Origin of the sequence: Rahnella bruchi, assembly GCF_003614975.1 — a bacterium.
GTDB classification, from domain to species: domain Bacteria; phylum Pseudomonadota; class Gammaproteobacteria; order Enterobacterales; family Enterobacteriaceae; genus Rahnella; species Rahnella bruchi.
The window spans coordinates 60,731-87,156 of record NZ_QZWI01000011.1; the positions used below are offsets into that span (position 1 = coordinate 60,731).

The 26,426-nt window shown below is 52.3% G+C and carries 23 protein-coding genes and 1 pseudogene; 13 read left to right on the forward strand and 11 right to left on the reverse strand.

Going from position 1 to position 26,426, the window contains the following annotated elements; genetic code table 11:
- Positions 1–31: 31 nt before the first annotated feature.
- On the reverse strand, positions 32–709 hold the full coding sequence (locus tag D5398_RS17545; RefSeq protein WP_120508778.1) for an SDR family oxidoreductase: 678 nt from the start codon (positions 707–709) through the stop codon (positions 32–34).
- A 274-nt stretch (positions 710–983) separates the two neighbouring features.
- Between D5398_RS17545 and D5398_RS17550 the strand changes: the two genes are divergently transcribed.
- From D5398_RS17550 to D5398_RS17560, 3 genes are all read left to right on the forward strand, one after another.
- A complete protein-coding gene (locus D5398_RS17550) occupies positions 984–2,225 on the forward strand; it encodes an MFS transporter (protein ID WP_120508779.1) in 1,242 nt (413 codons plus the stop codon).
- Between the two features lie 17 nt (positions 2,226–2,242).
- A complete protein-coding gene (locus D5398_RS17555) occupies positions 2,243–3,295 on the forward strand; it encodes a sugar phosphate isomerase/epimerase family protein (RefSeq protein WP_120508780.1) in 1,053 nt (350 codons plus the stop codon).
- Between the two features lie 66 nt (positions 3,296–3,361).
- Positions 3,362–4,342, forward strand: a complete 981-nt coding sequence (locus D5398_RS17560) for a LacI family DNA-binding transcriptional regulator (RefSeq protein WP_120508781.1) — start codon at positions 3,362–3,364, stop codon at positions 4,340–4,342.
- A 62-nt stretch (positions 4,343–4,404) separates the two neighbouring features.
- Here D5398_RS17560 and D5398_RS17565 read toward each other — a convergent pair whose 3' ends face one another.
- Positions 4,405–5,286, reverse strand: coding sequence for a hemolysin E (locus D5398_RS17565; protein ID WP_120508782.1), 882 nt, complete (start codon positions 5,284–5,286; stop codon positions 4,405–4,407).
- Between the two features lie 740 nt (positions 5,287–6,026).
- Between D5398_RS17565 and D5398_RS17575 the strand changes: the two genes are divergently transcribed.
- The 6 genes and pseudogenes from D5398_RS17575 to D5398_RS17600 all read left to right on the forward strand — a co-directional run bounded on the left by D5398_RS17575 (position 6,027) and on the right by D5398_RS17600 (position 10,065).
- Entirely contained in the window at positions 6,027–6,800 is a 774-nt protein-coding gene (locus tag D5398_RS17575; RefSeq protein ID WP_120508784.1) for a DUF3750 domain-containing protein, read from the forward strand.
- Positions 6,801–6,901: 101 nt separating this feature from the next.
- Positions 6,902–8,227: a sensor histidine kinase gene (locus D5398_RS17580; RefSeq protein ID WP_162940785.1), complete on the forward strand. Its 1,326-nt coding sequence runs from the start codon at positions 6,902–6,904 to the stop codon at positions 8,225–8,227.
- Complete coding sequence (locus D5398_RS17585; protein ID WP_120508786.1) at positions 8,224–8,871, forward strand: response regulator transcription factor; 648 nt, start codon at positions 8,224–8,226, stop codon at positions 8,869–8,871. The genes D5398_RS17580 and D5398_RS17585 overlap by 4 nt, the downstream gene beginning before the upstream one ends.
- A gap of 69 nt (positions 8,872–8,940) precedes the next feature.
- The gene (locus tag D5398_RS17590; RefSeq protein WP_120508787.1) at positions 8,941–9,423 is read left to right on the forward strand and encodes a GlcG/HbpS family heme-binding protein; all 483 of its coding nucleotides are present in this window, start codon (positions 8,941–8,943) and stop codon (positions 9,421–9,423) included.
- Between the two features lie 217 nt (positions 9,424–9,640).
- Positions 9,641–9,721 (forward strand): annotated as a pseudogene (locus D5398_RS17595) (IS200/IS605 family transposase); the annotation flags it as partial.
- 32 nt (positions 9,722–9,753) lie between these two features.
- Complete coding sequence (locus tag D5398_RS17600; protein ID WP_279635012.1) at positions 9,754–10,065, forward strand: DUF1090 domain-containing protein; 312 nt, start codon at positions 9,754–9,756, stop codon at positions 10,063–10,065.
- 93 nt (positions 10,066–10,158) lie between these two features.
- Here the strand turns inward: D5398_RS17600 and fumA are convergent, their stop codons facing one another.
- Positions 10,159–11,805, reverse strand: coding sequence for a class I fumarate hydratase FumA (fumA, locus tag D5398_RS17605; protein WP_120508789.1), 1,647 nt, complete (start codon positions 11,803–11,805; stop codon positions 10,159–10,161).
- A 190-nt stretch (positions 11,806–11,995) separates the two neighbouring features.
- Complete coding sequence (locus D5398_RS17610) at positions 11,996–13,507, reverse strand: anion permease (RefSeq protein ID WP_120508790.1); 1,512 nt, start codon at positions 13,505–13,507, stop codon at positions 11,996–11,998.
- A gap of 758 nt (positions 13,508–14,265) precedes the next feature.
- Between D5398_RS17610 and D5398_RS17615 the strand changes: the two genes are divergently transcribed.
- Both D5398_RS17615 and D5398_RS17620 read left to right on the forward strand, forming a co-directional pair.
- Positions 14,266–17,043 carry a flavocytochrome c gene (locus D5398_RS17615; protein WP_120508791.1) on the forward strand — a complete coding sequence of 926 codons (2,778 nt, stop codon included), beginning with the start codon at positions 14,266–14,268 and terminating at the stop codon, positions 17,041–17,043.
- A gap of 23 nt (positions 17,044–17,066) precedes the next feature.
- The gene (locus D5398_RS17620) at positions 17,067–18,029 is read left to right on the forward strand and encodes an FAD:protein FMN transferase (RefSeq protein ID WP_120508792.1); all 963 of its coding nucleotides are present in this window, start codon (positions 17,067–17,069) and stop codon (positions 18,027–18,029) included.
- 6 nt (positions 18,030–18,035) lie between these two features.
- Here the strand turns inward: D5398_RS17620 and dcuR are convergent, their stop codons facing one another.
- From dcuR to D5398_RS17635, 3 genes are all read right to left on the reverse strand, one after another.
- Complete coding sequence (gene dcuR / locus D5398_RS17625) at positions 18,036–18,755, reverse strand: two-component system response regulator DcuR (RefSeq protein WP_120508793.1); 720 nt, start codon at positions 18,753–18,755, stop codon at positions 18,036–18,038.
- Positions 18,752–20,371 carry a sensor histidine kinase gene (locus D5398_RS17630; RefSeq protein ID WP_120508794.1) on the reverse strand — a complete coding sequence of 540 codons (1,620 nt, stop codon included), beginning with the start codon at positions 20,369–20,371 and terminating at the stop codon, positions 18,752–18,754. Before D5398_RS17630 ends, dcuR begins: the two co-directional genes overlap by 4 nt.
- Positions 20,372–20,606: 235 nt before the next feature.
- Complete coding sequence (locus tag D5398_RS17635; RefSeq protein ID WP_120133393.1) at positions 20,607–20,924, reverse strand: RcnB family protein; 318 nt, start codon at positions 20,922–20,924, stop codon at positions 20,607–20,609.
- Positions 20,925–21,173: 249 nt separating this feature from the next.
- Between D5398_RS17635 and D5398_RS17640 the strand changes: the two genes are divergently transcribed.
- Together D5398_RS17640 and D5398_RS17645 are read left to right on the forward strand one after the other, a co-directional pair.
- The gene (locus D5398_RS17640; protein ID WP_120508795.1) at positions 21,174–22,082 is read left to right on the forward strand and encodes an SDR family oxidoreductase; all 909 of its coding nucleotides are present in this window, start codon (positions 21,174–21,176) and stop codon (positions 22,080–22,082) included.
- A gap of 349 nt (positions 22,083–22,431) precedes the next feature.
- The gene (locus D5398_RS17645) at positions 22,432–22,653 is read left to right on the forward strand and encodes a hypothetical protein (RefSeq protein ID WP_120508796.1); all 222 of its coding nucleotides are present in this window, start codon (positions 22,432–22,434) and stop codon (positions 22,651–22,653) included.
- A gap of 5 nt (positions 22,654–22,658) precedes the next feature.
- On the opposite strand, the gene D5398_RS17650 is transcribed toward D5398_RS17645, so the two are convergent.
- From D5398_RS17650 to D5398_RS17665, 4 genes are read right to left on the reverse strand one after another with little or no spacing between them, the layout of a single operon-like run.
- Positions 22,659–23,306: a flavin reductase family protein gene (locus D5398_RS17650; RefSeq protein ID WP_120508797.1), complete on the reverse strand. Its 648-nt coding sequence runs from the start codon at positions 23,304–23,306 to the stop codon at positions 22,659–22,661.
- A gap of 1 nt (position 23,307) precedes the next feature.
- Positions 23,308–24,732, reverse strand: a complete 1,425-nt coding sequence (locus D5398_RS17655) for a M24 family metallopeptidase (RefSeq protein ID WP_120508798.1) — start codon at positions 24,730–24,732, stop codon at positions 23,308–23,310.
- Positions 24,733–24,766: 34 nt separating this feature from the next.
- The gene (locus D5398_RS17660; protein ID WP_120508799.1) at positions 24,767–25,597 is read right to left on the reverse strand and encodes an ABC transporter permease; all 831 of its coding nucleotides are present in this window, start codon (positions 25,595–25,597) and stop codon (positions 24,767–24,769) included.
- The gene (locus D5398_RS17665; RefSeq protein ID WP_238485586.1) at positions 25,590–26,420 is read right to left on the reverse strand and encodes an ABC transporter permease; all 831 of its coding nucleotides are present in this window, start codon (positions 26,418–26,420) and stop codon (positions 25,590–25,592) included. The genes D5398_RS17660 and D5398_RS17665 overlap by 8 nt, the downstream gene beginning before the upstream one ends.
- Positions 26,421–26,426 lie beyond the last annotated feature (6 nt).

Genomic DNA, 26,426 nt, shown 5'->3' on the forward strand with positions numbered 1-26,426 from the left:
AATTGTCCGCAAAAAAATTATCTGCAAAGACTTACCAGCGCAGTTTACGACCGGAATATTCCACGAAGTGATGGCCGCCTTTACCCGATAACGCTTCGAACTGATCGACAATGCCGGTCGAACTTTCTTCAATGGTCAGGGTGGCATTTTCACCACCCATGTCGGTTTGCACCCAGCCCGGATGCACGGAAAGCAGCGTCACTTCCTGTTTTTCTGTCTGTTCCTGCAAACCACGCGTCAGCATATTCAGCGCGGCTTTGCTGGCAGAATAAAGCGGATATGTCGCCACTTCGTTCTCATTGAGGCTGGAAAGTTCAGACGTCATCAATGCCAGCACGCCGGTGCGGTGGTTTAACAGCGGCAACAATTGTGCGGCGCAACGGACAGGGGAGATGGCGTTAGTCAAAAACAGCTGAATGATTTCTTCATCGCTGGCCTGATGAATATCCTGGTGATCCGGACCAAACACGCCTGCATTCACAAAAATCAGATCAAAATGGCTGGCGGAGAGCGCGTCTTTTACCGCTTCCCGCGCTTCGGATTTATTGATGTCCAGTTTTACCCATTCAACAGAGGCGGGGGCTTTTGCCGGAACGGCATCACGCGTCGTCGCTGTCACCTGCCAGCCGCGTTTTGTCAGTACGTCCACCACACCCAAACCGATACCGCGCGATGCGCCGATGATCAATGCTTTCTTAGAGTCAGTCATATTCATCCTTTTGTAATCAATGCGTTAACATCAGTTTATTGTTTTCTTTAATTCCGTAAATCTGTTTCGTGTTAATGGCAGTATGACGGTGCAACATGCCGACAACAATGGGCTGGAGTCTGATTTTCCCTGCCGAATTTTTAACCCAAACGCTTATAGCGGAAGTTATCGTGACTGAACTCCCAAAACTAAGACAAGTCACAGGATAATTATTTTGTAATCGATTACTTTTTGAAGGTGATATTTGTAATCGATTACTTTATGCGAGGCTAAAATGATGTCATCATCAGAAAGTAGTGAAAAAAGTCATGTGCAATACCGGCTTCTGGTTCCGCGGTTATCGCTGATGATGTTTCTGCAATTCTTCATCTGGGGCAGCTGGTCGGTGACGCTGGGGCTGGTGATGGCTAATCACAATATGTCGTTGCTGATCGGGGATGCTTTTTCGGCAGGGCCGATTGCCTCAATTTTGTCGCCGTTTGTGCTGGGGATGCTGGTGGACCGATTTTTCCCGTCGCAAAAAGTGATGGCGGTGATGCATCTGGCGGGGGCAGCGATCCTCTGGTTTGTTCCGCAGGCATTAATCAGCGAAAACGGCACGCTGCTGATAACCCTGCTGTTCGGTTACACCCTTTGTTATATGCCGACGCTGGCGCTGACCAACAATATTGCTTTTCACAGCCTGAAAAATATCGATAAAAGTTTTCCGGTCGTGCGCGTGTTCGGCACCATTGGGTGGATTGTGGCGGGGATCTTCATCGGTGTTACCGGCGTGTCGGCCAGCGTAAATATATTCTGGGTGGCAGCGATGTGTTCCGTGGTGCTGGCGGTTTACAGCCTGACCCTGCCGCATACGCCAGCGCCCGCCAAAGGACAGCCGGTTGCGTTACGCGATTTGCTGTGTGCCGATGCCTTTGCGTTACTTAAAACACGTCACTTTTTCGTGTTCTCCCTGTGCGCCATGCTGATTTCAGTGCCTCTCGGTACTTACTATGCTTACACCGCATCGTATCTGGCGGACGTCGGGATAGGTGATGTCAGTACCGCGATGTCGTTCGGCCAGATGTCAGAAATCTTCTTTATGCTGGTCATTCCGCTGCTGTTCCGGCGCCTGGGCGTAAAGTACATGCTGCTGATCGGCATGCTGGCCTGGTTTGTGCGCTATGCCTTCTTTGCGCTGGGCGTCAGCGAAGAAGGCCGGTTCCTGCTGTATCTCGGTATCCTGCTGCACGGCGTGTGTTATGACTTCTTCTTTGTCGTCGGTTTTATTTATACCGACCGCGTTGCCGGGGCAAAGGTTAAAGGCCAGGCGCAGAGCATGATCGTGATGTTCACTTACGGTATCGGTATGTTGCTGGGCTCGCAGATTTCCGGCGCGCTTTACAACTATCTGGTTGCAGGGCAAACGCTGCCGCAGGCGTGGATAACGTTCTGGTGGATCCCGGCGATGTCAGCGGCGGTGATTGCGTTAATTTTCCTCTTCTCATTCCGTTATCAGGAAAGTGAGAAAGTCTGATTTCTTTTGGAGTTGCAATGAAAACGATTAAAGGACCGGGCATTTTTTTGTCCCAATTCATCGGATCGGAACCGCCGTTTAATACCTTAGAGGGGCTGGCCGGATGGGCCGCCTCGCTCGGTTATAAAGCGTTGCAGGTACCTTGTAATCATCCGCACATTTTTGATCTGCAAAAGGCTGCCACCAGCCAGGCCTATTGTGACGAAATCACCGGGATGCTGGCGGGTCACGGACTGGTGATAAGCGAACTTTCCACGCATCTGGAAGGGCAGCTTATTGCTGTTCATCCGGCTTATGATCTGGCGTTTGACGGCTTTGCACCGGAGGCGGTGCGCGGTGATCCGACGGCACGGCAGGCATGGGCAATCAATGCCTTAAAACAGGCGGCATCTGCCTCGCAAAAACTGGGGCTGAAAGCGCACGCGACGTTTTCCGGTTCACTGGCATGGCCGTACTTTTATCCGTGGCCGCCGCATAATCAGGTTTTGTTAGAGGAAGCTTTTCAGGAACTGGCGCAACGCTGGCTGCCGGTTCTCGACTGTTTCGATGCGCATGGCGTGGACGTTTGTTTTGAAATACATCCGGGTGAAGACTTGCATGACGGTGCGACGTTTGAACATTTTCTGGCGCAGGTGAATCACCATCCGCGCTGCAATATTCTTTTCGACCCAAGCCATCTGCGCCTGCAACATATGGACTATCTGGCGTTTATCGACCGTTACCATGCGCGCATTAAAGCTTTCCACGTGAAGGATGCCGAATTCGCCGCCAGCGGCCGCAGCGGTGTTTACGGCGGTTACCAGAACTGGGCCGACCGTGCCGGACGTTTCCGTTCGCCGGGGGATGGCGATATCAATTTTAAAGGGATTTTCAGCAAGCTTGCGCAATACGATTACGACGGATGGGCGGTGCTGGAGTGGGAATGCTGCCTGAAAGACGGGGAAACCGGCGCACGTGAAGGGGCTGAATTTATCCGCCGTAATATCATTCCCGTTGCTGACCGCGCGTTCGATGATTTTGCTGCCGGTGAAAACGACCGGGCCAGCGCCCGGCGGATGCTCGGGCTTTAATTCATGCCGCCGGTAAACTGTGATAGCCTCTGAAAAAAATAGCTGACCGCAGGATGTGTTGTCGTTATGTCCATTCAGAAAATTGCCAAACTGGCTGGTGTCTCGGTAGCGACGGTTTCCCGTGTGCTGAACAACAGTGACTCCGTAAAAAGCAAAAACCGCGAACGCGTGCTGGAAGCCATCAAGGAAAGCAACTATCAGCCTAATCTGTTAGCCCGCCAGCTGAGAACCTCCCGAAGCTCAATGATTCTGGTGATGGTTTCCAACATTGCGAACCCGTTCTGCGCCGACGTGGTGAAAGGTATTGAAGAAGAAGCGGAGATGAACGGTTATCGCATTCTTCTGTGCAACTCGGGTTCTGATATCGAACGCTCTAAATCGAGCCTCGGGTTGCTCTCGGGTAAAATGGTGGACGGCATCATTACGATGGATGCGTTCTCCAGATTGCCGGATCTGAGCACCATGATTGGCCAGACTCCGTGGGTGCAGTGCGCCGAATACGCCGACGCCGGTGACGTTTCCTGTGTCGGGATCAACGACACTGACGCCTCGGAATTCGCCATCCGGCACCTGCTTGAACGCGGATGCAAACGCGTAGCTCTCATTAATCACGATCTGAGTTACAAATATGCTCAGTTGCGTGAGCGCGGCTATAAAAGCGTGCTCAGCCAGCAGGGAAACGACTTTGAAGCCATTGAATATGCCAGCGAACTGAGTTTTCACGCGGGCAAGGCGGCGATGGAGAATTTACTGCGAGCCACCCTAAAACCCGATGCGGTGTTTGCGGTTTCCGATACGCTGGCGGCAGGCGCAATGCGTGCCATTGATGACGCGGGAATGAAAGTCCCGCAGGATATCGCGGTGATAGGTTTTGACGGTACGGAACTGGCGGAAATGGTATCGCCGCAGCTGTCCACCATTGAACAGCCTTCGCGTGATATCGGTCGTCAGGCCGTGTCGTTGTTGCTTCGAAAAATAGATAATCCCGAAACGCCTGCAGAGCGACTGATGATGGGCTGGCGCTTTATTGCACGTGCCAGTGCCTGAGTAATACGAGAAATCAGGCCGCGCCGGAAACCGGAACGGCCTGTATCTCCCCCTATCAGCACTTATTTCTTGCCATGACGCTTCTGATATTCTTCGCACTGAGTGATCAGTTTCTCTGCTGAAGTTTTCAGCGCATCCAGCATCAGGTCGTTATATTCGACAAAGAAACGGGTGGCTTTGGTATTCGACTTCATTTCTCCGATAACAGAGATTTCATTGGTCAGTTTGACTTTTGTTTCATCAATACTGGTATTGGCTTTTTTCACCTGCGCGGAAAGATCGGTGAAGAATTTTTTCACTGATTCCAGTTTTTTCCTGAGCTCGGGGATCATTTTCCCTTCCACCACACCGCTGGCAATCGAATAAGAAATCAGCAATCCGAAAGGCCCGAGAACCAGCCCGGCTGCCGCACCAGCGTAGGCTTCTTTGCGTAGTTTACTTACCTGATTTTCGAAATATTCGCTCTTCTCGTTAAAGTCGTTCGAGAGCTGGCTATCAAGTTGCAGCAGCTTTCCTGAGGCCTCATTGAAACTCAGCGAACTTTCTCCCAGAGATTTTTGCGCGGCATCCATTTTAGTGATGCCATCGTCCAGTACCTTGATCAGTATGGCTTTTTGCGCTTCGGCTTTCTGCTCGTTGTACTCCTTAAACAGGGCCAGATAAGCCTGCAGCAACTGAGTGCTCATTCCGCACCACTCATAAACAGACTGAGTGGCGGTGAAGTATTTGTCCTGACTCGTCATCAGTAACGTTTTGACTTCACCGACCAGAACAGAACTTTTTTGAGAATAATCATCTTTAAAGCGACTTAATTCTTCGACAGTCTTTTGGAAAGTATTCCAGGGGATAACCTGGTCCAGGACTTTATTATATAGATCTAACGCTTTATCTGCGGCATCAATAGAATCTTTGATGACTTGCACGGTTTTTGCTGGGTCAGTCATATAACACCTCATGCTGTGATAACAGGGATGAATAAATAAATCAGGCCACCGGATGAGTGACATGAAAATTATAGTGTCGTTATTTAATTGGTTATTTTATTTTCGCTATTTTCAAACCGGAAATAATTAAATTAACCCTATTTTTATGAATTCACTTGGAAAGTTATCTGGTATAGGCCATCTGGCCGTTTGATTTATTTGTTATGCGAAGATATACGTTAAATGGCTTTTCGTAATGCCCGGTTTAAATATTTCCTGCCAGCAGGCAGGGTGATTTTATCTGGTTACTCAATAAGGTAGGTTTCTCATGACAACAATCACACTGGTTCAGGCTTCAGCACATGGGGCAAATCAAATACATCAGATGACAGCACAACCTATGAATGTCGTTATCACAGGCCTGCAGGGTGGGAATATTCAATATTCCTGTACTAATGTCCTGGGCACTCTCCGGGGGGCACAATTTGTTGAGATCACTTACGACGCCAGTGTTCGTGGTAATCCGCATGAACGGGTAAATGTCAGCTCTGTGATCCTTTAGTTTTATTTGTGAATTTGCCCATCAAAATATACTGGCAGAATATTTCTGTCAGTATATTGGCATGGAGAAGGGTAATTAAGAATATCGTCGTGCTTTTTTCTAATTCACTGCGCAATCGCCTTCCCGCATTTTTATTGTCATCCCTGTCACACGTGAAGTATTGTTGTTCGCTCATACAGAGTGTAAAGGGATAAAAAGCATGATCGCCTTTAAATGGTTTAGCCTCGGGTTTGTCCTCGTTTTACTGCTGTCTTTCGGATACAGCTACGCCAAAGCCTCGCAGACCCGTGAAGAACCCGCAGGGCAAAGCTGGTCTACGGCGCGACGGGATTCCGCCGGGATCGCACCGGATCCGGCAAAACTCAAAAGTACCGCCATTGTGCAGATTTATGCCGCACCGACTTATGGCTGGCGCGGGCTGGTCGCCGTGCATCCGTGGATTATTTTTAAGCGGGAAGGGGAAACTGAGTTTACCCGTTATGACGTTATTAGCTGGGGCAGTACCAACGTGGTTCGCCGCAATTACGCCATTCCCGATGGCTACTGGTTTGGTTCGCAGCCAAGAGTGTTGGTTGATCACCGTGGCGCACAGGCGCAATTGATGATCCCAAAAATAGAAGCCGCCATTAAAAGCTATCCTTATCCGCATACTTATCACGCCTGGCCGGGGCCAAACAGTAATACGTTTATGGCGCATATTGGCCGCGAAGTGCCGGAACTTGAACTGGATATGCCGTCGAATGCGATTGGTAAAGATTACCGGGGGATCACCAATCCGATTGGTTTGCCGCCTTCAGGACGTGGCGTTCAGGTGTCATTCCTCGGCGTTCTCGGCGTCACGCTTGGCGTGGAAGAAGGCCTGGAAGTCAACGTGCTGGGGCTTAATCTGGGTATTGATGTGAAAAACCCGGCGCTGCGCCTGCCGTTTGTCGGGCGCGTCGGATTTGATAATCCGGGCAAAGCGGAGCTATAACGACGTTTGGGGCCATCAGAACCAAAACACAGGCTAGAAAGGAGGCAACCCTCCTGCCAGTATGGTCAGGCTTTTCATCCGATAAACCAGAGGATCTTTGCGTGACCGTTCCAGTGATAAGACGCAGCTTGTTGATGTGGACCATCCTGATGCTGATGGCTCTGATTATTCCCACGAGTGTGCAGCTGTGCCAACAATGGCAAAAATTTAACCGTGCTTTTGAATACGTGGAACAACAGGTTGCCTATCGTCTCACCCAGAACGCTGCGGTATTGCCACTGATTTCACCCGGCAGCAATGCGGCAGAACTCAATCACAAGTTTCCCCAAATCGTGGCCATAGAATCACTCCCTGATAGCACTGGGATGGACCATCGAATCACCCCGGATGGCAAGGGACGCTATTGGCTCAATAATCGCTGGCAGAAGGTGCGTGAACTGGTGGATTTACAACCCGTCGTCGCGGCGGCGTTGCAGCATCAACCTTTTCATCGCCTCACGCTTAACTGGCAAAATACTGTGCTGTTTTCTGTCGGTTCGTCCAAGGTGCGTGGGCTCTGGCACTGGTCGGCGACCTTTACACAAGAGATCCAACCGTTCACGCTGACCGCCAGCGCGTCGCCTCAATGGCAGGCAATCAAAGTCTGGCCAGCATTATTACTGGCAATTCTGGCCACCGCATTGTCACTTTTGCTTCATCAGTTTCAACGCCAGCGACAGGCGGATCGTCGCGCACAGTTCTATCAGGATTCCCGTCTGAATGCGTTGGGCGAAATTACCACCGGTATGGTCCACGAAATTAACCAACCGCTGACGGCTATAATGAACTGGCTTCAGGGTGCCCGGCTTCTCCTTGCTAAGGGGGATCTGGCTCTGTTACCTGACGCTCTTGACAAAGCTTTGGAACAAACCCAGCGTATTGCATTGCTTTTACAGCGTTTTCGAGAACATCTTGAGCAACGCGAAGTCGTGTTAGATGCCGTCGACGTGAAGCAGACATGGTTGCGTGTTGAGGACTTGCTGGCCAGGGAGATCCGTGAAGGGAATATCATGATTCAACGTCATTTCGGCCCGCATCCGATCGTAGTGAATGCTGACCCACTATGGCTCGAGCAGGTGCTGCATAATCTGTTAAGCAACGCGATACAGGCTCAGAATCAACAGAAGAAAGGATGGGTTCAGATCCGATGTCGCACAGAGGGCAACCATGTTTTAGTGACCCTGACCGATGGCGGTACGGGATTTTCTAAAGAGGCGCTTGAGCACGCCCTGATGCCATTTTTCACCACACGTAACGACGGCATTGGGCTGGGGGGGACGTTGGCAGAAACGCTCGTGTTAAGAATGAATGGGAAGATCACGCTGTCGAATCATGCGGACGGCGGGGCATGTATACAGTTGCAATTTCAGACAGGAGAGCCGAAATGACAACGCCACAAATATGGTTGATTGATGATGATGCCTCGATCAGGGAATCTCTGAGTTTTGTATTACAAACGCTGGGCTGGAAGGTCAGGAGCTTTAGTGGCATTACGGCGTTCGAAGAGGACACTGATGTCAGCCCGACATCCGCAGGCTGTCTGCTGCTGGATATCCGTATGCCCGGTAAAAGCGGGCTGAGTTGGCTTGAGGAAACCTCCCGGCAATATCCGTTGTTGCCCGTCATACTGATGACCGGACACGGTACTATTGATCTTTGCAGACGTGCATTTCAGCATGGTGCCTGGGAGTTCTTCACCAAGCCGCTGGATAACAACGCACTCATTGACTGTATCAGCGAAGCACTGACGGAAAGTGACCTGCGGGCTGCACAGCAAAAGGAATTGCAGGGGCTGGAAAGCAAGTTTGCACAGCTTACCCCGCGTGAACGCGAAGTCCTGTCATTGCTGGTAGAAGGGCATAGTGCTAAGGAAATCGCCCGCGCCCTCTCATTATCACCCCGCACCGCAGAAGCGCACCGCGCCTCCATCTTTGCCAGGCTGGAGGTAAACAGCCTTGCGCCAGTCGTCTGGGAGTATGCCAGGCTACAAATATTGTCACAACCTCGTAAAACTACCAGGCAAAAGGGGTAATTAACCCAATAGTGCGCCCCCACGGGATTCTGCAAAATAAAGGCTCTTACTGATAGCAGGATCCCTAAAATGAAAAAGACACTCTCCGTTTTCACCCTACTGGCCAGCGTATGCGCATTACCTTTACAGGCGGCGACATTGACCGAAAAAAACCTTTCTTTAGAACAAGCTAATCAGCTGGCATCCGCTGTGATTCAGTCCTGTGCCACCCAACATTATAACGTCAGTGTCACGGTGCTTGATCGCGGCGGCAACATAAAAGCGTTGCAGCGTATGGATAATGCAGGCCCGCATACGATTGAAGCGAGCCGGATGAAGGCGTTTACCGCACTCAGTACCAAAAATGCGTCAGGAAAAGTGATGGAAGCGGCGCAGTCGAATGCCGGTGCTGCCAACATGCGCGATATTCCTGGCTTCCTGTTGCTGGCCGGTGGACTGCCACTGCGCGACGGTGATCAGGTGATCGGTGCCGTCGGAGTCGGTGGCGCACCCGGAGGTAATCTGGATGAACAATGCGCTCAGGTCGCTATCGATAACGTGTTCAAACATTAATGTTTAAAAAAGGTTCCGGAATGAAATTTCGTATTCTCTTCACCGCACTCCTGATGGCGCAAAGTTCAGCTTATGCATCTGAGGCATTAACCGGTTGTGCCGGTGACTGCTCCCCGCCGTAAACGGCGAGGCTTCCCACTTCTTAGGCTGCAACCGCCTTTATGACGGACTTACACTGGCCTCGATGGGCAGTAACGACGAGTCCCGCCGCCATAGTTCCTACTTTGCCTGTAGCGCTGGCGGAGCAATAATTGAAACACTGAAAGCGTATGTTGAATCGCAGAAAACCCCTGATTAGCACCCCTTATATCCCCGTCCGACTGGGCGAGGATTTACAGGGCAAATGCTAAACACGCCGAAGTGACGCAGCAAATTGAATATGCTGAAGCTCACGGCAACAGCGCGCAAACAAGCGGGCTCAAAAAAGCCCTGAGTGAAATTGAAGAGCATTGCACGAATGCCAACCTGACCGCAGAGCGTCAGGAAAAGGTGCGAGAGAAGCAGAGCAAGGTGACAGAGCGCGAAGCCGATCTGCGCGAAGCCCAGGCGAGCGGCAGCGCTAAGAAAATTGCCAGGCAGCAGGCTAAGCATGAAAGCGCGAAGCAGGAACTTAAAGCAGCGCAGGATGCTTTGAGCGAGTGACCATTCGTTAAAGCGTTACTACCGCAGCACGGATTTATTGCCCGAAAAAAAGGCCCGCCATTTCTGGCAGGCCTTTTGTCTTTCAGGGAATGATTACTTCACGCATTTTGCGCAGGTGCTGGCATGGATTTGCTGGAAGAAATCGTTGCCTTTGTCATCCACCAGGATGAACGCCGGGAAGTCTTCGACTTCGATTTTCCAGATGGCTTCCATACCCAGTTCAGGATATTCCACGCATTCCAGGCTCTTGATGCTTTGCTGAGCCAGAACCGCTGCCGGGCCGCCGATACTGCCCAGATAGAAACCACCGTGTTTGTGGCACGCGTCGGTGACTTGCTGGCTGCGGTTGCCTTTGGCCAGCATGATCATGCTGCCGCCGTTGGATTGCAGAAGATCCACATAGGAATCCATGCGTCCTGCGGTGGTCGGTCCCAGAGATCCGGAAGCATAACCTTCAGGCGTTTTCGCCGGACCTGCGTAGTAGATCGGGTGATCTTTGATGTACTGCGGCAAACCTTCGCCGTTATCCAGACGCTCTTTCAGTTTGGCGTGCGCGATGTCACGGCCCACGATGATCGTACCGCTCAGGGACAGGCGGGTAGACACCGGATATTCAGAAAGCTGTGCGAGGATTTCTTTCATCGGACGGTTCAGGTCAACCTTCACCACACCGGCTTCGCCCTGCTGACGCAATGCTTCAGGAATGTACTTGCCCGGATTTTCTTCCAGTTTTTCGATCCAGATACCGTCGCGGTTGATTTTGGCTTTGATGTTACGGTCTGCGGAGCACGAAACGCCCATACCGACCGGACATGACGCGCCGTGACGTGGCAGACGCACGACGCGGATATCGTGGGCAAAGTATTTGCCACCGAACTGTGCGCCCAGACCGAGGTTGTTGGCCTCGACCAGCAATTCCTGTTCCAGATTTACATCGCGGAACGCCTGACCGTGTTCGTTACCTTCTGTAGGCAGACCGTCGTAGTAATGGGTGGAAGCCAGTTTCACGGTTTTCAGCGTCGCCTCAGCGGAAGTCCCGCCAATGACGAACGCGATGTGGTACGGCGGACAGGCAGCGGTGCCCAGCGTGCGCATTTTCTCAACCAGATAATCTTTCAGCTTAGCCGGTGTGATCAGCGCTTTGGTTTCCTGATACAGGTAGGTTTTGTTGGCAGAACCGCCGCCTTTGGCGATGCACAGGAATTTATACTCGTCGCCGTCCACGCTGTAGAGGTCGATTTGTGCAGGCAGGTTGGTGCCGGTATTCACTTCTTTATACATATCCAGCGCGGCATTCTGAGAATAGCGCAGGTTATCTTCAATGAAGGTGTTGTACACGCCCTGAGACAGGCTGGCTTCGTCGCCGCCGCCGGTCCACACGCGCTGGCCTTTTTTGCCCATGATGATCGCGGTGCCGGTGTCCTGACAGGTTGGCAGAATGCCTTTGGCCGCGATTTCAGAGTTGCGCAGGAATTGCAGCGCAACATATTTGTCGTTTTCGCTCGATTCAGGGTCGTGAAGAATGGACGCCACTTGTTGCTGATGCGCAGGGCGCAGCATGAAAGAGGCATCGTGGAACGCCTGCTGTGCCAGAAGGGTCAGCGCCTGGGGTTCCACTTTTAATACTTCTTCGCCGTCAAAATTGCTGACAGAAACGTGATCTTTGGTCAGCAGGTAATATTCGGTGTCATCTTTAGAAACGGGGAAGGGATTTTGATAATAGAACGGTTTGTTCGACATTGTTTTCTCACTTTTTCCGTTTTTGCCGCCACGGACGGGACTGTTGACTCGGTATTGCAGAGGTATTCGGGGCGACGTTTATATTCGTTCTGTATGTTGCCAGCCAAGTACACAGGCTGGCAACGGGGTTTCTATGTTTTATTTCAGTAAATGCTCTGTTAATGCTTTGTGGGTGATTTTATCGCCACAATCAGAACATCATCATCATCCACGGATAACCGATCACCAGTAAAGCAATCAGGAAGATGGCACCAAAGATAGTTCCGAGACGCCAGTAATCTTTGGTTGGCAGATAACCGCTGCCGTAATAAATCGGGCTTGGGCCGGTACCGTATGGCGTGATGATCCCCATAACACCCAGAGAGGTCACCATCAGCAGGCAGAATACCTGCATATTAATACCCGGAATGGCGGCACCAATAGTCAGCATAGCCGGTAAAAGCGCGGTGGTGTGCGCCGTGGTGCTGGCAAACAGGTAATGCAGCAGGTAGAACGCCAGCAGCAGGGCAATGGTCGCCGCACCCGGGGAGATTCCGCCCATCAGCGCAGCGCCTTCTTTACCCAGCCATGCGATGAAACCGGTGCGGGACAAGCCGTCAGCCAGTGCCACCAGCGTGGCGAACCAGGCAAAGGTGTTCCAGGCTGGTTTGTTGCTGGTGATATCGTTCCAGTTCAGAACACCGGTCCACAGCATCAGCACCACAACCAGCAGAGCGGCCATCGCCGGTTCAATGAAGCTTGCAGCGAAAATCCACATCGCCAGCGCACAGCACACGAAGACCAGCAGCAGAATTTCATGACGGGACATTTTGCCCAGTTTCGCCAGCTCAGCGGTCGCCCAGCGCGGCACTTCGTCATTGATTTTCACTTCCGGCGGATAGAACCAGTACGCCAGCAGCGGCATGGTCAGCAGAAGTAACAGACCGACCGGCAGGAAGGCGATGAACCACGTGCCCCACGAAATGTTGATACCGGTTACGCTGTTCACGATGCCCAGCGCCAGCAGGTTAGGTGCCAGTGCGGAAAGGAACATGGAACTGGTGATACAGGCTGCGGTGATCGCCACCCACATCAGATAAGAACCGATTTTACGGGCACTCGGGTCGTTAGGTTTTGAGCCGTACAACGGGGGCAGGTTAGCAATGATCGGGTATATTGTGCCGCCGCTGCGCGCAGTGTTGGAAGGCGTGAACGGTGCCAGCAACAGGTCCGCAAAGGTGATGGCGTAACCGAGCGTCAGGCTGCGGCGACCCAGATATTTCACCAGGATCAGCGCCAGACGGCGGCCAAACTGGGTTTTATCGTAGCCGGCGGCAAACATGAACGCACCGAAGATTAACCAGACGGTTGAGTTACCAAAACCACTGACCGCCCATTTAAAGGCCTGTGCTGCGGTTTTGAATTTAGGATCCGCCAGCTCAGCCGGGCTGAACAACAACCACTGGCTGAACAGGGCGATAATCACCACACCGGTGAGGCCGATAACGGCACCCGGTAATGGCTCGAAGATCAGACCAACAATGACGCCCACGAAGATGGCGAAGAAATGCCATGCATAAGGTTCAAGCCCAGCAGGAACCGGAACCAGCAGCAATAGCACGGACACCAGCACCGGAAGTGCCAAGAAGATCCAGCGATTTTTTTTGCCGGGTTCGGCTTTTTTCGCTGGCTCTTTCACCGCAGTTTTTGTTATTTCGCTCATAATATTTATCTTAGGTAGTTAGGAATATTGTGATGATGCATAGGTAAAATGTTGTTTGGTTTTTTTAGTTACTTAATCATTTTTTTAGTTATTCAATAGTGGCATGTTAATTGCCTCGTTATTGTTATTTTTGTCAGGTAACTCTTATTCCCAGTAAGAGGGAGGCAATGTTTATATAATGCGATTTCCCTATTTTTAACTGTTGATCTTGATCAACAAAATACGGGGCTGAATAGTTTTTAAATGGAATAAAACAAAAGGGCAGGCTTTGTCAGATTAATTAAGACGTAATTTGGGGCGGCTATCTCCTGCACAGAGTCTGTGAGGAGTAGATAAGCAAAAAAGGAGTAGGCCAAATGAGAGTCATTCACAGTAAGATGCTGCAACAGCGAGTGATCCTCTGGCCGTCCTCCGCCACTTGCCAGCGGCTGAAGTTCGTGAACTGCAAAAGGATAAGGCCCGGAGGATGTAATAATATTCTCATCAGTTAAATACAATTACGCCGGGAGTTTACAGTAATGTGATTATTTAATTTACCCGTTAACATAATTTTAATATAACAGGCATTAAGTTAATAGATAAATAGTTAATTAACTAATGTAAGAGGTTTAGAAAGTAAAAATAAAACTATATTAATAAGCATGATTCCGGCTCTGAAATAATACAACGAATAATAAATAAACATTTCATCACGCTTCACAAAATAGCGCGCCGGTGACGAATTCAGATTTAAAACCTTAAAGTTTGGAGTCACTATTATGAGCAACAACGATCTGCTATTAAGCCCGTTTACTTTACCCAATGGTACTGTGCTGAAAAATCGCATTCTGATGGCGCCAATGACCACCTGCACCGGCTTTTATGACGGCACCGTGACCGGCGAACTGGTCGAATATTACCGCGCCCGCGCCGGCAGCATCGGGACTGTTATTGTTGAATGCTGTTTTGTGGATGACCGTGGCCTGGCTTTCCCTGGCGCTATCGGTATCGACAATGACGCCAAAGTAGACGGACTGGCGAAAATCGCCTCCGCTGTGAAATCTCAGGGTTCTAAAGCCGTATTACAGATTTATCACGGCGGGCGCATGAGCGAGCCGAAACTGATTGGCGGCCAGCAGCCTGTCGCACCAAGTGCGCTGGCGGCTCCGCGTGAAGGTGCCGCCACACCGGTGGCACTGACCGCTGAAGACGTTGACGGCATGATCGCCAAATTCGGCGAAGGCGTGCGTCGCGCGATTGAAGCCGGTTTTGACGGTGTAGAAATCCACGGTGCCAATACCTATCTCATCCAGCAATTCTTCTCCCCGAATTCCAACCAGCGTGACGATAAATGGGGCGGCAGCCGCGAAAACCGTGCCCGCTTCCCGCTGGAAGTGCTCGAAATTACACATAAGATGGCGAAGAAATACGCCGATGATTCTTTCATTATCGGTTACCGCTTCTCGCCGGAAGAGCTGGAAGAACCGGGCATCCGTTTTGCCGACACTATGTATCTGCTGGAACAGCTGGCGGCGCGCGGTCTGGATTACCTGCATTTCTCCCTCGGTTACTCGCTGCGACCTTCCATTGTCGATACCACGGATCCGACGCCGCTGATCGACAAATATGTTGCGATGCGTTCGGACACACTGGCAAAAATCCCGGTGATGGGCGTGGGCGGTATCGTCAACAAATCTGATGCGGATCTGGCGCTGGAACACGGCTATGACATGGTCGCCATCGGTAAAGCGTGTATCGCTTATCCGGACTGGACTGACCGTATCGCTGCCGATCAGAAACTCGACCTGTTTATCGACAGCACGCAACGCGAAGCGCTGACCATCCCTGAACCGCTGTGGCGCTTCTCGCTGGTGGACGCGATGATCCGCGATATGAGCATGACCTCGAAGAAATTCAAAGCCGGTGTGTTCCAGGAAAAAGTGCAGGATCCTGCGCGTGAGCTGGCGGTAAGCGTCAGTCTGGAAACCGACCGTATTGCCGATATCGCGCTGGAAGCGGGGGCGGATCTGGATGTGGAATTCACCACCAGTTTTGAAATTATCCGTACCCGTATTCTGGACGCCAACAGCCCGCACGTGGATGCGGTGACCGGCGCGACAGAACAGAGTGAAGCGGTTAAAAAAGCGGTGTCCAAAGCCATCGCAAAATCCTGCAAAGCGCAGTTGCTGGAAGAGGGCGGCAGCCTGAATGAGCCACAGAACTATGATGTTGTGGTTGTCGGCAGCGGCGGTGCAGGTCTGGCGGCAGCGATTCAGGCGTGTGACGAAGGGGCGAAAGTCCTGATCGTCGAGAAAATGTCGACCATCGGCGGTAACACCATTAAAGCGTCGGTTGGTATGAACGCCGCAGAAACCCGTTTCCAAAAGCTGAAAGGTATTGAAGACAGTAAAGAACTGTTCTATCAGGAAACCCTGAAAGGCGGCCAGTTCAAAAACAATACCGTGTTGCTGAAAGAGTTCATTGAGCGTGCGCCACAGGCGGTGGAATGGCTGGCAGCACACAACATTGAACTGAGCGATATCACCATTACCGGCGGGATGAGCATCGACCGTACTCACCGTCCGGCGGACCGCAGTGCAGTGGGCGGCTTCCTGATAAGCGGTCTGGTGAAAAATCTCAACAAACGCAATATCGACGTGATGCTCGACACCTCTGTGACTGAAATCCGTTATGCAGAAGGCGCGGTTCAGGGCGTGAATCTGCTCAATGATGAAAACGAAGTGCAGGTGGTTAACGCGAAAAGCGTGATTGTCGCCACCGGCGGTTTCAGCGCCAACCGCGATATGGTCGTGAAATACCGCCCTGAGCTGGATGGCTTTGTCACCACTAACCATAAAGGCGCGACTGGCAGCGGTATCGCCATTTTGCAAAACATCGGCGCAGGAACCGTCGATATGGGCGAAATTCAGATCCACCCGACCGTGGAACAGACCACATCTTATCTGATCTCCGAAGCTATTCGTGGCGGTGGTGCGATTCTGGTCAGTCAGGCGGGCAAACGCTTCTTCAATGAAATGGAAACCCGCGACAAAGTGTCAGCGAACATCATCGCGCTGCCGGAGAAATTTGCTTACGTGGTGTTTGATGAACAGGTTCGCCTGAACAACAAAGCGGCTGACGAATACATTGCCAAAGGGTTTGTTATCAGCGGCAACTCGCCACGCGAACTGGCGGCTAAACTGGAAATGAACTCAGACGCCTTCCTCGCCACGCTCGAAAGCTACAACGTGGCTGTGGATAAACAAGATGACGCCGAGTTTGGCCGCCGTACCGCGCTGCGCCACCCGATCAATCAGGGGCCGTTTTACGCCATCCGTATCGCGCCGGGCGTACACCATACGATGGGCGGCGTGACAATCAACACTGAAACCTGCGTGCTGGATGCGCAGCAACAGGTGCTCGGCGGCGCATTTGCGGCGGGCGAAGTGGTCGGGGGTATCCACGGTGGTAACCGTATCGGCGGTAACGCCGTTGCAGATATCATTATCTTCGGTATCCTTGCAGGACAGAACGCCGCGAAATTCGCGATGCGGTAACCGTTATCACGCAAGGTAATACAATGACGCCAGACTCCCGTATTTATGCTTATTCCGCTGTTTTGATGGGCTCGCCCATTCTTCTCAAGCTGTTTGAACATAACGAGAGTCTGGCGTCTGGCGTTTTCAGGCTGATCAAATTGCAGGAAAGCACCTTCACGGTGAATCGCCCGCATTCCGATATTATGGCGATTAACCATGCCGCCGGACGTGACCCTGTCACCGTCAGCGAGCCGGTATTTGAATTAATCCGTCGCGCAAAAGCCATCAGTTGCCTGCCAGACAGCAGTTTCAATTTCACTATCGGCCCGCTGGTTAAGCGCTGGAAAATCGGTTTCAGCGGGCACAGCATTCCTGCCGCGCAGGATTTACAGACGCTGTTGTCGCTGACAAATCCCGAAGACGTGATCCTCGATGAACACACCCGTTCGGTGTTTCTGCAACAGGCAGGAATGGAAATCGATCTCGGCGCGATTGCCAAAGGGTATATCGCGGACGTGGTGCGTGATTATCTGCGGGATCAGCAGGTTGAAAACGCGTTGATCAATCTGGGCGGTAACGTGCAAACGCTCGGTGCGGGTGCTGAAGGGGCGTGGGCGATTGGCCTGAAAAAACCATTTGCTTCGCCGGATGAACTGATTGGCGTGATCAACGTCACCGGTAAATCAGTGGTCACTTCCGGTATTTACGAACGTTATTTCGAGCTGGACGGCCACCGTTATCATCACATTCTCGATCCGAAAACCGGCTACCCGCTGGATAACGAACTGCTCAGCGTGACCATTATTTCTGAAGATTCGATAGACGGGGATATCTGGACGACGCTGCTGTACGGAATGGGCGTGGAGAAAAGTCTGGAATATCTGAAGCAAATTCCGCACATCGAAGCGGTATTTGTCACCCGCGACGGGCAGATTATTTTGTCATCACAGCGGCAGTTTGCTTTCACGCCGCTGGATGACAGTTACCGGATCACGACTTACTGACCCGATTTACTGACAGTACTGCTTTAACAGCGAATAGTGATCGGCCTGCAAACGGTAGCGGTAAACCGGACGACCGGTCACGCCGTAATGAATGCTGGTGAAAAGAATGTTCATCTGCGCCAGCCAGATCAGGTATTTACGGCATGATACCCGCGAGATATTCACCGAACTGGCCAGTTCATCCGTGGAAAATTCCATGGTCGGATGGGCATCAATCCACTGACACAGCGTGCGTAATGTCTGCTGCGTTAAGCCTTTCGGTAGCTTTTTGGTATCCACTGCGGCAGGATTACTGCCGTGGATCAGCCGGTCCACATCTGACTGCTCGTAATATTGCTGATTATCCATCAGCGTTTTTTTCTGCTGCCAGCCGGTCAGCGCTTCCTCAAAACGGGAAAACTGGAACGGCTTAATCAGATAATCCACCACGCCGTAATTCAGCGACTTTTTGATGGTTTGGGCATCAGCGGCAGACGAAATCACAATCACGTCGATGGGGCGCCGCGCGTTGCGCAGTTCAGGCAGTAAATCCAGCCCGTTATCCTGCTGCATATACACGTCGAGCAAAATCAGGTCGATAGACAGCTCTGAATTCAGAACCAGATCTTTCGCCTGTTGCAGCGTCGACGCCGTGCCGCAGCACGTGAAGCCTTCTATCTGGCCAACATAACAGCGGTTCAGCTCTGCTACCATGGCGTCGTCATCAACTATCAGCACATTGATCAAGAACTTGTCCTCTCCGCATCCCAGGGAAGTTGTACAAAAAATTGGGTGTAAACGTCGGGCTCGGATTCGACATTAACCGAACCGCCCAGGCTTTCGACCTGCTGTTTAGCCAGGAACAGGCCCATGCCACGCTGGTCGCCTTTCGACGACACCCCTTTTTCAAAAATGGTTTCAATATTTTCCGGCTGAATACCCGGACCATCGTCGCTTACGATGCACGCCAGCTGCCCGTTCTGATAGTGCAGCAGCACGCTGACTTCGCCATCAGGTTGCTCACCGAGCGCATCCAGCGCATTTTCAATCAGATTACCCAACACGGTGATCAGCGCCGCGACCTGATCTTCATTATTGTTGTCCGGCAGCAGGCTGTCATCGCTGAGCGTCAGCAGATGGCGCGTATCAGAGGCTCGGTTAATCTTGCTCAGCAGGAAACCGGCAATGACCGGAGACTTAATTTTCAGCAGCAGGGAACCGATTTCCGCCTGATAGTTATTGGCGGTTTTGAGGATGTAATCCTCAAGCTGAGCATAACTTTTCATGTGCAGCAATCCGAGGATCACATGCAGCTTATTCATGAATTCGTGCGACCGTTCCCGCAACGAATCCGCATAGTTTACCATGCCGCTCAGGCGCTGCATTAACTGGCTGACCTCGGTTTTATCCCTGAAGGTACAGATGGCGCCGATAATAACGCCGTTATTGCGCACCGGCACCGTGTTGCTGAGCAGTAAACGGCCTTTGAAATTGATCTCTTCGTCGCGGCGCGGAATACCGGTATTCACCACATCCCGCAGATTAGCGATCAGCGGCAAGGTGTTTTCATCCGGCGTCACGTCTCTGGCGGTTTCCTGAAATATCTGGCGGGCAGTCTGGTTGATCAATGTGACATGCGCCAGATCGTCTACGGCGATCACACCTTCTTTGATCGACTGCAACATCGCCTGACGCTGTTCGAACAGCGTCGAAATTTCATAAGGTTCCAGCCCGAACAGAATGCGTTTGAGCATGCGCACCAGACAGTACGTGCCCAGCGCGCCGACAATCATGCCGAACAGCACCGTCCACAGAATGCTCCAGCGGCTTTTGTTAATTTGTTCGGTGACTTTGACCAGCGAAATCCCGATGGCGACCACGCCGATTTGCTTATGATTGTTGTCGTAGACTGGCGTGAAAACGCGCAGCGCTTCGTCGAGCGTGCCCTTATTAATCGAGACGTTCTCTTTGCCGAGCAGCGCCGGATTAATGTCATCACCGATAAAATGATGACTGATCACATCGGCATTCGGATGCGAATAACGGATGCCGTCCATATTGGTGACCACGATAAACAGCAGGTCGTTGCGCTTTTGTACCGAACTGGCGATCGGCTGAATGATATTGCTGTCAGGCGGCAGAAGCAGGGCGCGTTTGGTTTCCGGCAAGTCCGCCATCGTGCGGGCGACAGCCAGCGCCTTATCTTTTACGCCGTCACGGGTGGTGTCGCTGACCTGCACAAAATAAAGCATATGCACGACCAGCAACACGGAGGCAATCACCGCGCTGACCATCAGAATGACTGAGGTGCTGAGTTTCATGGGGTGCTTGCGCACGGGATGGCGTTGCTGCGTGTCGCTCATGGGAGCCCCGGAAAAGAGCCAAATGCTCATTGGTGATTTCTGACAGTTCGCGTTGTTCGTCCGGCGTCATTGTGCTGAACACTGCGTGAACCAACCCTGTTCACGCATAATGATATGTCTATTTGTCTGATACTTCCGCTATTTAATACTTTCAAAAGTGAGTCAGGCGCTACGGACGCGCCAATAAAAAAGGCCTGAATCTCTTCAGGCCTTATCTGTGTAATTCGTTTCCGGATTACTGGAAGTAGATGTCGCCGTTTTCAGCTTTGAGGATTTTGCCGTCGGTATCGGTGATCAGCGCGTAGCTGCCGCCGATGTAAGTCCAGTGGCTGCCTGCATCCGGTGCAGGTAAATGACGTTCCTGCCAGCCGACGATTTCGTAAGGCTTGGTGCGGTACAGCGCCGGAACCTGGTCACCAATCGCGTAGAGTTTGGAATCATCGTAGAACGATTTGATTTCATGCGAGTTTGACGCAGCAAACGCAGTATTAGCCAGAGGTAACAATGAAGAAACAACCAGGGCAGATAACAAAACAATTTTAGAATGACGCATAGATTATCCCGTTTAAAACCATCAACTTAATGCGTGCTTCGGTGATATGCTGCCAGTCCGTTGTATGAGTCATAAAGCCAAAGCCTGTGCTTTTTCTGTAGGACAGGATAATAACGAGAAAGTGTCCTGATGGCGGGGCGTTTTTTTGTGTCGAAATGCAAATGATTTCAGAACTGTCCGTTAGTGCATGTGGAGGCCACGATTTCTTCTAGCCTTAAAGTTCACTCATTTTTCAAATAAGGAATGTTTATGAGCAATCACAAAACGATTCCCGAATCACTCAATGCCCCTCATGTGGACGCATACCCGACGCCGCCGTTTGAACACCAGAAACAGCCGTTTCCGGGACTGGCTGGCAAAATGAAACCGGTGCCCGATCACGGTGAGAAAACGTATAAAGGCAGCGGCCGGCTGAAAGGGCGTAAGGCTCTGATCACCGGTGGTGACTCCGGTATAGGTCGTGCGGTGGCGATAGCATTCGCCAGAGAGGGCGCGCAGGTGGCGATCAACTATCTGCCTGATGAAGAGCCGGACGCGAAAGAAGTGGTGGATTTACTCTGGAGTGAAGGGCTGAAGGTCGTCGCCATCCCCGGCGATATCCGCGATGAGAAATTCTGTCAGCAACTGGTGAAAGAAGCCGAAGAGAAGCTCGGGGGACTGGATCTGCTGGTCAATAATGCCGGTCGTCAGCAGTTTTGCGATTCGATTAAGGATCTGACGACAGAAGCCTTTGACGCCACGTTTAAAACTAACGTCTATGCAATGTTCTGGATAACCAAAGCGGCGCTGGCATTCATCCCGCGCGGTGGGTCGATCATTAATACATCCTCGGTTCAGGCATTTTTACCGAGCGACAATCTGCTCGATTACTCCCAGACCAAGGCGTCTATTGTGGCGTTCACCAAAGGGCTTGCCAAACAGCTGGCGCCGGATGGCATCAGAGTAAATTCGGTGGCACCGGGGCCTTACTGGACGGCGTTACAGATTAGTGGTGGTCAGCCGCAGGAAAAAGTCGAGAAGTTCGGTGAGCAGGCACCGCTGAAACGTCCGGGGCAACCGGCGGAAATTGCCGCGATGTATGTCACGCTGGCCTCGCAGGAAAGCAGCTATGCCTCCGGTCAGGTCTGGTGCTCCGACGGCGGTACCGGCACGCTTTAACACTCAGAAAGCACCGGTAGAGTCTGCCGGTGGCGTCGTGGTTTGAGGGGATAACTCTGCGGAATATTCCTATTTTTCATCACTCCACCAAAGTCACCTCGCGGACAACGTAAAGGAAGCTATGATTGATTCATCTGTACCACGCTACAGATAACCACTGCATTTAATCCTTGTGTCCGTCTGTGATTGCCCGCCTTCGAGCGGGCTTTTTTTTGGGATTTTTTTGCAGGATGCGGTTAAAAAAGGCGACTTTCTGCTTGAAATTACTGGAAATAACTATCAACAATGAGAATAATCTAATTATGCTATATTTAAGTTAATGATTACTTCTTAATGCCGGACTCATCACATGCCAGATATCAGGATTGTCTGCGAGCAATGCGGCTCAGACCGCTTTGTCGCCAGCGCGAATACCCCTTTCGCTGAACAGGTAAATTCTATTGTCTGTGCCGTTTGCTCTCATCCAGTCAGAGTCGATGAAGTCATCATCTTTAAAGAAGGCACCTACATCAGCGGGTCCTACGATAATTTCCCCGGCAGTCCGTCCCGAATGAATGATTTTGATATCTGATTTTATCATCCCCTGGCTGCCCATTCCTCCGGTGTCAGCGTCTTAATATCGAACTGGTCGCGCGTTCGGGTGTAAGTATGGCCACCCATTCTTCCGACAGCGTCCATCATCTGCTGGTCGATATGCAGATTCGATGAGTCAACCGCATCGCTTCGCACATAAACCCCCAGCACTTCACCGAGAATAATCTCCCGCGCCGGTCCCACCTCAAGCGTGGTGTGACGACGGCATTCCAGCGCCGCAGGGGCCGCAAGAATACGCGGGCTTCTGACCATCAGCCCCGGTGTAGTATCCAGCCCGGCTTCTTTAAGTTCATCGACCTCTGGCCCGAATTTTATGGCACAGATTTCCATCTGCCTGACCAGCGCATCGTCTACGATGTGAACCGTAAACTCGCCGGTTTCACGGATGTTACGCGCAGTGTCCTTAAAGCGCATATCAGCATAATTCTCGACGCCGATCGCCACAATCGCCGGGTCATGCGTCAGCACATTGAAAAAGCTGAACGGTCCGGCATTCGGTACGCCGTCTTTACTGACAGTCGTGACCAGCGCGACAGGGCGCGGGATCACGGTGCCGATGAGAATTTTATAACGTTCACGTTCCGTCAGCTGTGCAAAATCAAAATGAGTATGTGAAGAAGGTCGGGTCATATCAGTTCCCTGCGGCGATACGGTGGGTTTCAAGCGGCGTATGGTGGCTCAGATTTTCAAAACCGTCTTTAGTGACAACGTAACAATCACCGATATTACAGCCCGCCGACAGTGGCTCAAGCCATTGGGTATGCAGGACAAACACCATGCCTTCTTCCAGCCGGTCATAGTTATGTGATGAAATATTAAAACTGTTCTGTGCGCCAGCCATACCAACGGAATGCCCGAGGTTAGGATTGTGCGGGCCATGCGTCGCCGGATACACATGCATCAGCTTGCGCCCCTGCGCTTCCCAGTCGATATCCTGCACATACTGATGCGGGATCAGCCGCGCGTCCCCGTCCGGCATCGGTGCCCAGTTATACGGCATCGTCCTCGCCTCAGGTGAAGTCAGCATGCCGCGTTCAATCATCGGGCCGAAGGCGGCATTGTTAATATCGCGCATCAGCGCGCCCGGTCGGATCAGCTTCTCAGCGCGTTTTACCCCTTCGGTACAGGCGGCGAGCACGTCTTCCTGATGTGGCGTGATATCACCGACGGCAATCATTCTGGCCGTTTGCGCGGTATAGCCCCGGCAGGTTACGTTGGAAATATACAGGTTAATCAGATCACCGGGACGCACCACATGCCCGTAGGGTTTGCCGCAATGGGTACCAAACTCATTGATACCAATCTGATAACCGTCGCCGGTTTCGCCGCCGGCAGCCAGCTGAGCAAAAGAAAACGCTGCGTAGATTTCATGGTCTGTCACACCCGGTCTGGTGACATGATAGGCGGCCTGCGTCCCGAGACTGATCATCTGCGCCGCGCCACGGAATAATGCAATTTCGCGTGGTGAACGCACCTTTTGCAGGCGATCCACAATGGCGTTATCAGCCACGAATTTGCATTTTGGCGTCAGTGTTTCAAGCGCAGCCCAAAATGTCAGGGATGTCCGGTCGCCAATCTTGCCAATCTGTGCCGCAGTCAGCCCGAAGCGGGCCAGTATCTGCGCGCATTTCTCCGCTGTTTTAATCACGGAATCCCCCGGACGGTCGGAGTATTCGCGCCCGATCGGCCCGATTTGCCAGATTTCATCCACCAGCACCGGTTCACCGCCGGGTGGCAACAACACCGATTGGGTAAAGAATGAGAGCAGTACCAGCGGCTGGTCCGAATCGGTGGGGATAATCAGCACGCCTTCGCGCATCCAGTCGCAGATATAACGCAGGTACGCATTGGATGCATGGAACCAGCCGACGCTGCCGGCGTGAACCACAATCGCGTCGTGTCCGGCTTCGACAGCCTGACGGCGTATTTTACGCAGACGTTCTTCGAACTCTTCAACCGGTAAAGGAAGCGGGGCGATGAAATCGAAATCTGGCTGGAAATCTGCCAGTAAATGTCCGATACGGGAGCCTTTGGCCATCGTCGGATGAGTGTTCATAGGGTGTTCCTTACGTCAAAAATGAGTCAGTGAGTTATGAGTTTTCAGGTACGGGGCGTGGCGCAAGAACCCGCCGGGCAACCAGCAGGCCGAGCAACGTCACGGCAATGAGGATCCCGGAAATAGCGGCCACACGCACATCGAGCGATTCTTCAATCAGCGCGAACATGCGCAGAGGAAGTACCGTGGTTTTCGCGTCCGCAAGGAACAGTGAAACCGAAACGTTGTCGAGTGACTGGATAAATACCAGGAACGCACCGGCCAGGATCCCCGGTAATAACAGCGGTAACGTGACGCGGCGCAGGGTCATAAACCAGCTGGCGCCCATAGTTGTGGAAGCTTCCGCCAGTGAAGGGTTGATCCCCTGTGCGACCACCGACGCCGCGCGGTACATCAGCGGGCCGAACACCACCACATGCCCGATCACCGTGAGCCACAGCGACGGCTGAAAGCCGATAAAATTCGCCACAATCAGCGCCGCCAGTCCATAAACCAGACTGGGCAAAACCAGCGGAGCAAGCAGCAGCGGTTCGATGGTGCTGACGCTGCTGCGTTTCATACGGGTCATACCGATGGTCGCGGGCACCGCAAACAGCAGGGCGCCGAGCACTGCCAGACCGGCGATTTTCAGCGAGTTCCACGCCGCGGTCTGTTCTGTGGCTGAACGAACCGGGTCCAGCAACGCTTCGTACCAGCGCAGGGAAAAGCCCTGCGGCGGATATTTCAGTGTCTGACCGGAGGTAAATGACATCATCAGGGCGATAACAATCGGTGCCACCAGATAGATGACACACAACGTGCCGAAGCCATACACAAACAGTTTATAGAGCAGCGCCGGAAGCGGATTTTCGTATTGTTTACGCATGGCCGACCAGTCTCCTGTGGCGTGAAATCATGGTGAGCGCCACCAGCAGGCAGCCCGTGGAAAGCAACAGAACCACGGCGATTGCCGAGGCCAGCGGCCAGTCGAACAGCGTGCCGACTTCGCGATAAATCAGTTGCGGAACATACACATTTCGCGCGCCGCCGATCACCGCCTGAGTGACGAAAGAGCTGCTGGTACTGGCAAACACCAGGATCCACCCCGCCAGTAAACCCGGCAACATCAGCGGCAGCAGTACGGTGACCAGAATGCGCCACGGGCCGGCGCCCGACACCTGTGCCGCTTCGGTGAGCTGATACGGCGTCCGGGAAAGAATGGCAATCAGCGGCAAAATGATTAGCGGCAGGTCAATCTGACACATTGCCATCACCAGCCCGAGTTCGGTAAACATCAGGCTGGTCGGCATCCCGGTAATGCCCATAGACATCAGCGCCTCGCTGATCGGCCCCTGACGCCCGAGGATCACTATCCAGGCAAACGTGCGGACTACGTTGCTGGTCAGCATTGGGATCAGGGTCAGGAAAATCAGGATCTGCCGAAGATTGCGTCCGCCATGCCAGTAAAGCAGGGCAATCGGAATGCCCAGCAGAGTGGTGCCGATAACGGTTTCGATACCGAGACGCGCGGTGTTGATCAATACGCGAAAATTGAACGCATCCCCGAAGAAACGGGCGTAATGATCCAGCGTTGCTCCGCCGTGTCCGGTGAAGCTGAAACCGACCAGGACGGCAAGTGGCGTCGCAAAAAATGCCACGGAAAGCAATAACATCGGTACGACGTAAGGGAAGCCGCTCTGCTTCATCATTTCACC

What these genes read in the sequence shown, in the direction of transcription:
- D5398_RS17545 (WP_120508778.1), bottom strand. Translation starts at nt 709, where the DNA reads ATGACTGACTCTAAGAAAGCATTGATCATCGGCGCATCGCGCGGTATC.
- D5398_RS17550 (WP_120508779.1), top strand. Translation starts at nt 984, where the DNA reads ATGATGTCATCATCAGAAAGTAGTGAAAAAAGTCATGTGCAATACCGG.
- D5398_RS17555 (WP_120508780.1), top strand. Translation starts at nt 2,243, where the DNA reads ATGAAAACGATTAAAGGACCGGGCATTTTTTTGTCCCAATTCATCGGA.
- D5398_RS17560 (WP_120508781.1), top strand. Translation starts at nt 3,362, where the DNA reads ATGTCCATTCAGAAAATTGCCAAACTGGCTGGTGTCTCGGTAGCGACG.
- D5398_RS17565 (WP_120508782.1), bottom strand. Translation starts at nt 5,286, where the DNA reads ATGACTGACCCAGCAAAAACCGTGCAAGTCATCAAAGATTCTATTGAT.
- D5398_RS17575 (WP_120508784.1), top strand. Translation starts at nt 6,027, where the DNA reads ATGATCGCCTTTAAATGGTTTAGCCTCGGGTTTGTCCTCGTTTTACTG.
- D5398_RS17585 (WP_120508786.1), top strand. Translation starts at nt 8,224, where the DNA reads ATGACAACGCCACAAATATGGTTGATTGATGATGATGCCTCGATCAGG.
- D5398_RS17590 (WP_120508787.1), top strand. Translation starts at nt 8,941, where the DNA reads ATGAAAAAGACACTCTCCGTTTTCACCCTACTGGCCAGCGTATGCGCA.
- fumA (WP_120508789.1), bottom strand. Translation starts at nt 11,805, where the DNA reads ATGTCGAACAAACCGTTCTATTATCAAAATCCCTTCCCCGTTTCTAAA.
- D5398_RS17610 (WP_120508790.1), bottom strand. Translation starts at nt 13,507, where the DNA reads ATGAGCGAAATAACAAAAACTGCGGTGAAAGAGCCAGCGAAAAAAGCC.
- D5398_RS17615 (WP_120508791.1), top strand. Translation starts at nt 14,266, where the DNA reads ATGAGCAACAACGATCTGCTATTAAGCCCGTTTACTTTACCCAATGGT.
- D5398_RS17620 (WP_120508792.1), top strand. Translation starts at nt 17,067, where the DNA reads ATGACGCCAGACTCCCGTATTTATGCTTATTCCGCTGTTTTGATGGGC.
- D5398_RS17630 (WP_120508794.1), bottom strand. Translation starts at nt 20,371, where the DNA reads ATGAGCGACACGCAGCAACGCCATCCCGTGCGCAAGCACCCCATGAAA.
- D5398_RS17635 (WP_120133393.1), bottom strand. Translation starts at nt 20,924, where the DNA reads ATGCGTCATTCTAAAATTGTTTTGTTATCTGCCCTGGTTGTTTCTTCA.
- D5398_RS17640 (WP_120508795.1), top strand. Translation starts at nt 21,174, where the DNA reads ATGAGCAATCACAAAACGATTCCCGAATCACTCAATGCCCCTCATGTG.
- D5398_RS17645 (WP_120508796.1), top strand. Translation starts at nt 22,432, where the DNA reads ATGCCAGATATCAGGATTGTCTGCGAGCAATGCGGCTCAGACCGCTTT.
- D5398_RS17650 (WP_120508797.1), bottom strand. Translation starts at nt 23,306, where the DNA reads ATGACCCGACCTTCTTCACATACTCATTTTGATTTTGCACAGCTGACG.
- D5398_RS17655 (WP_120508798.1), bottom strand. Translation starts at nt 24,732, where the DNA reads ATGAACACTCATCCGACGATGGCCAAAGGCTCCCGTATCGGACATTTA.
- D5398_RS17660 (WP_120508799.1), bottom strand. Translation starts at nt 25,597, where the DNA reads ATGCGTAAACAATACGAAAATCCGCTTCCGGCGCTGCTCTATAAACTG.
- D5398_RS17665 (WP_238485586.1), bottom strand. Translation starts at nt 26,420, where the DNA reads ATGATGAAGCAGAGCGGCTTCCCTTACGTCGTACCGATGTTATTGCTT.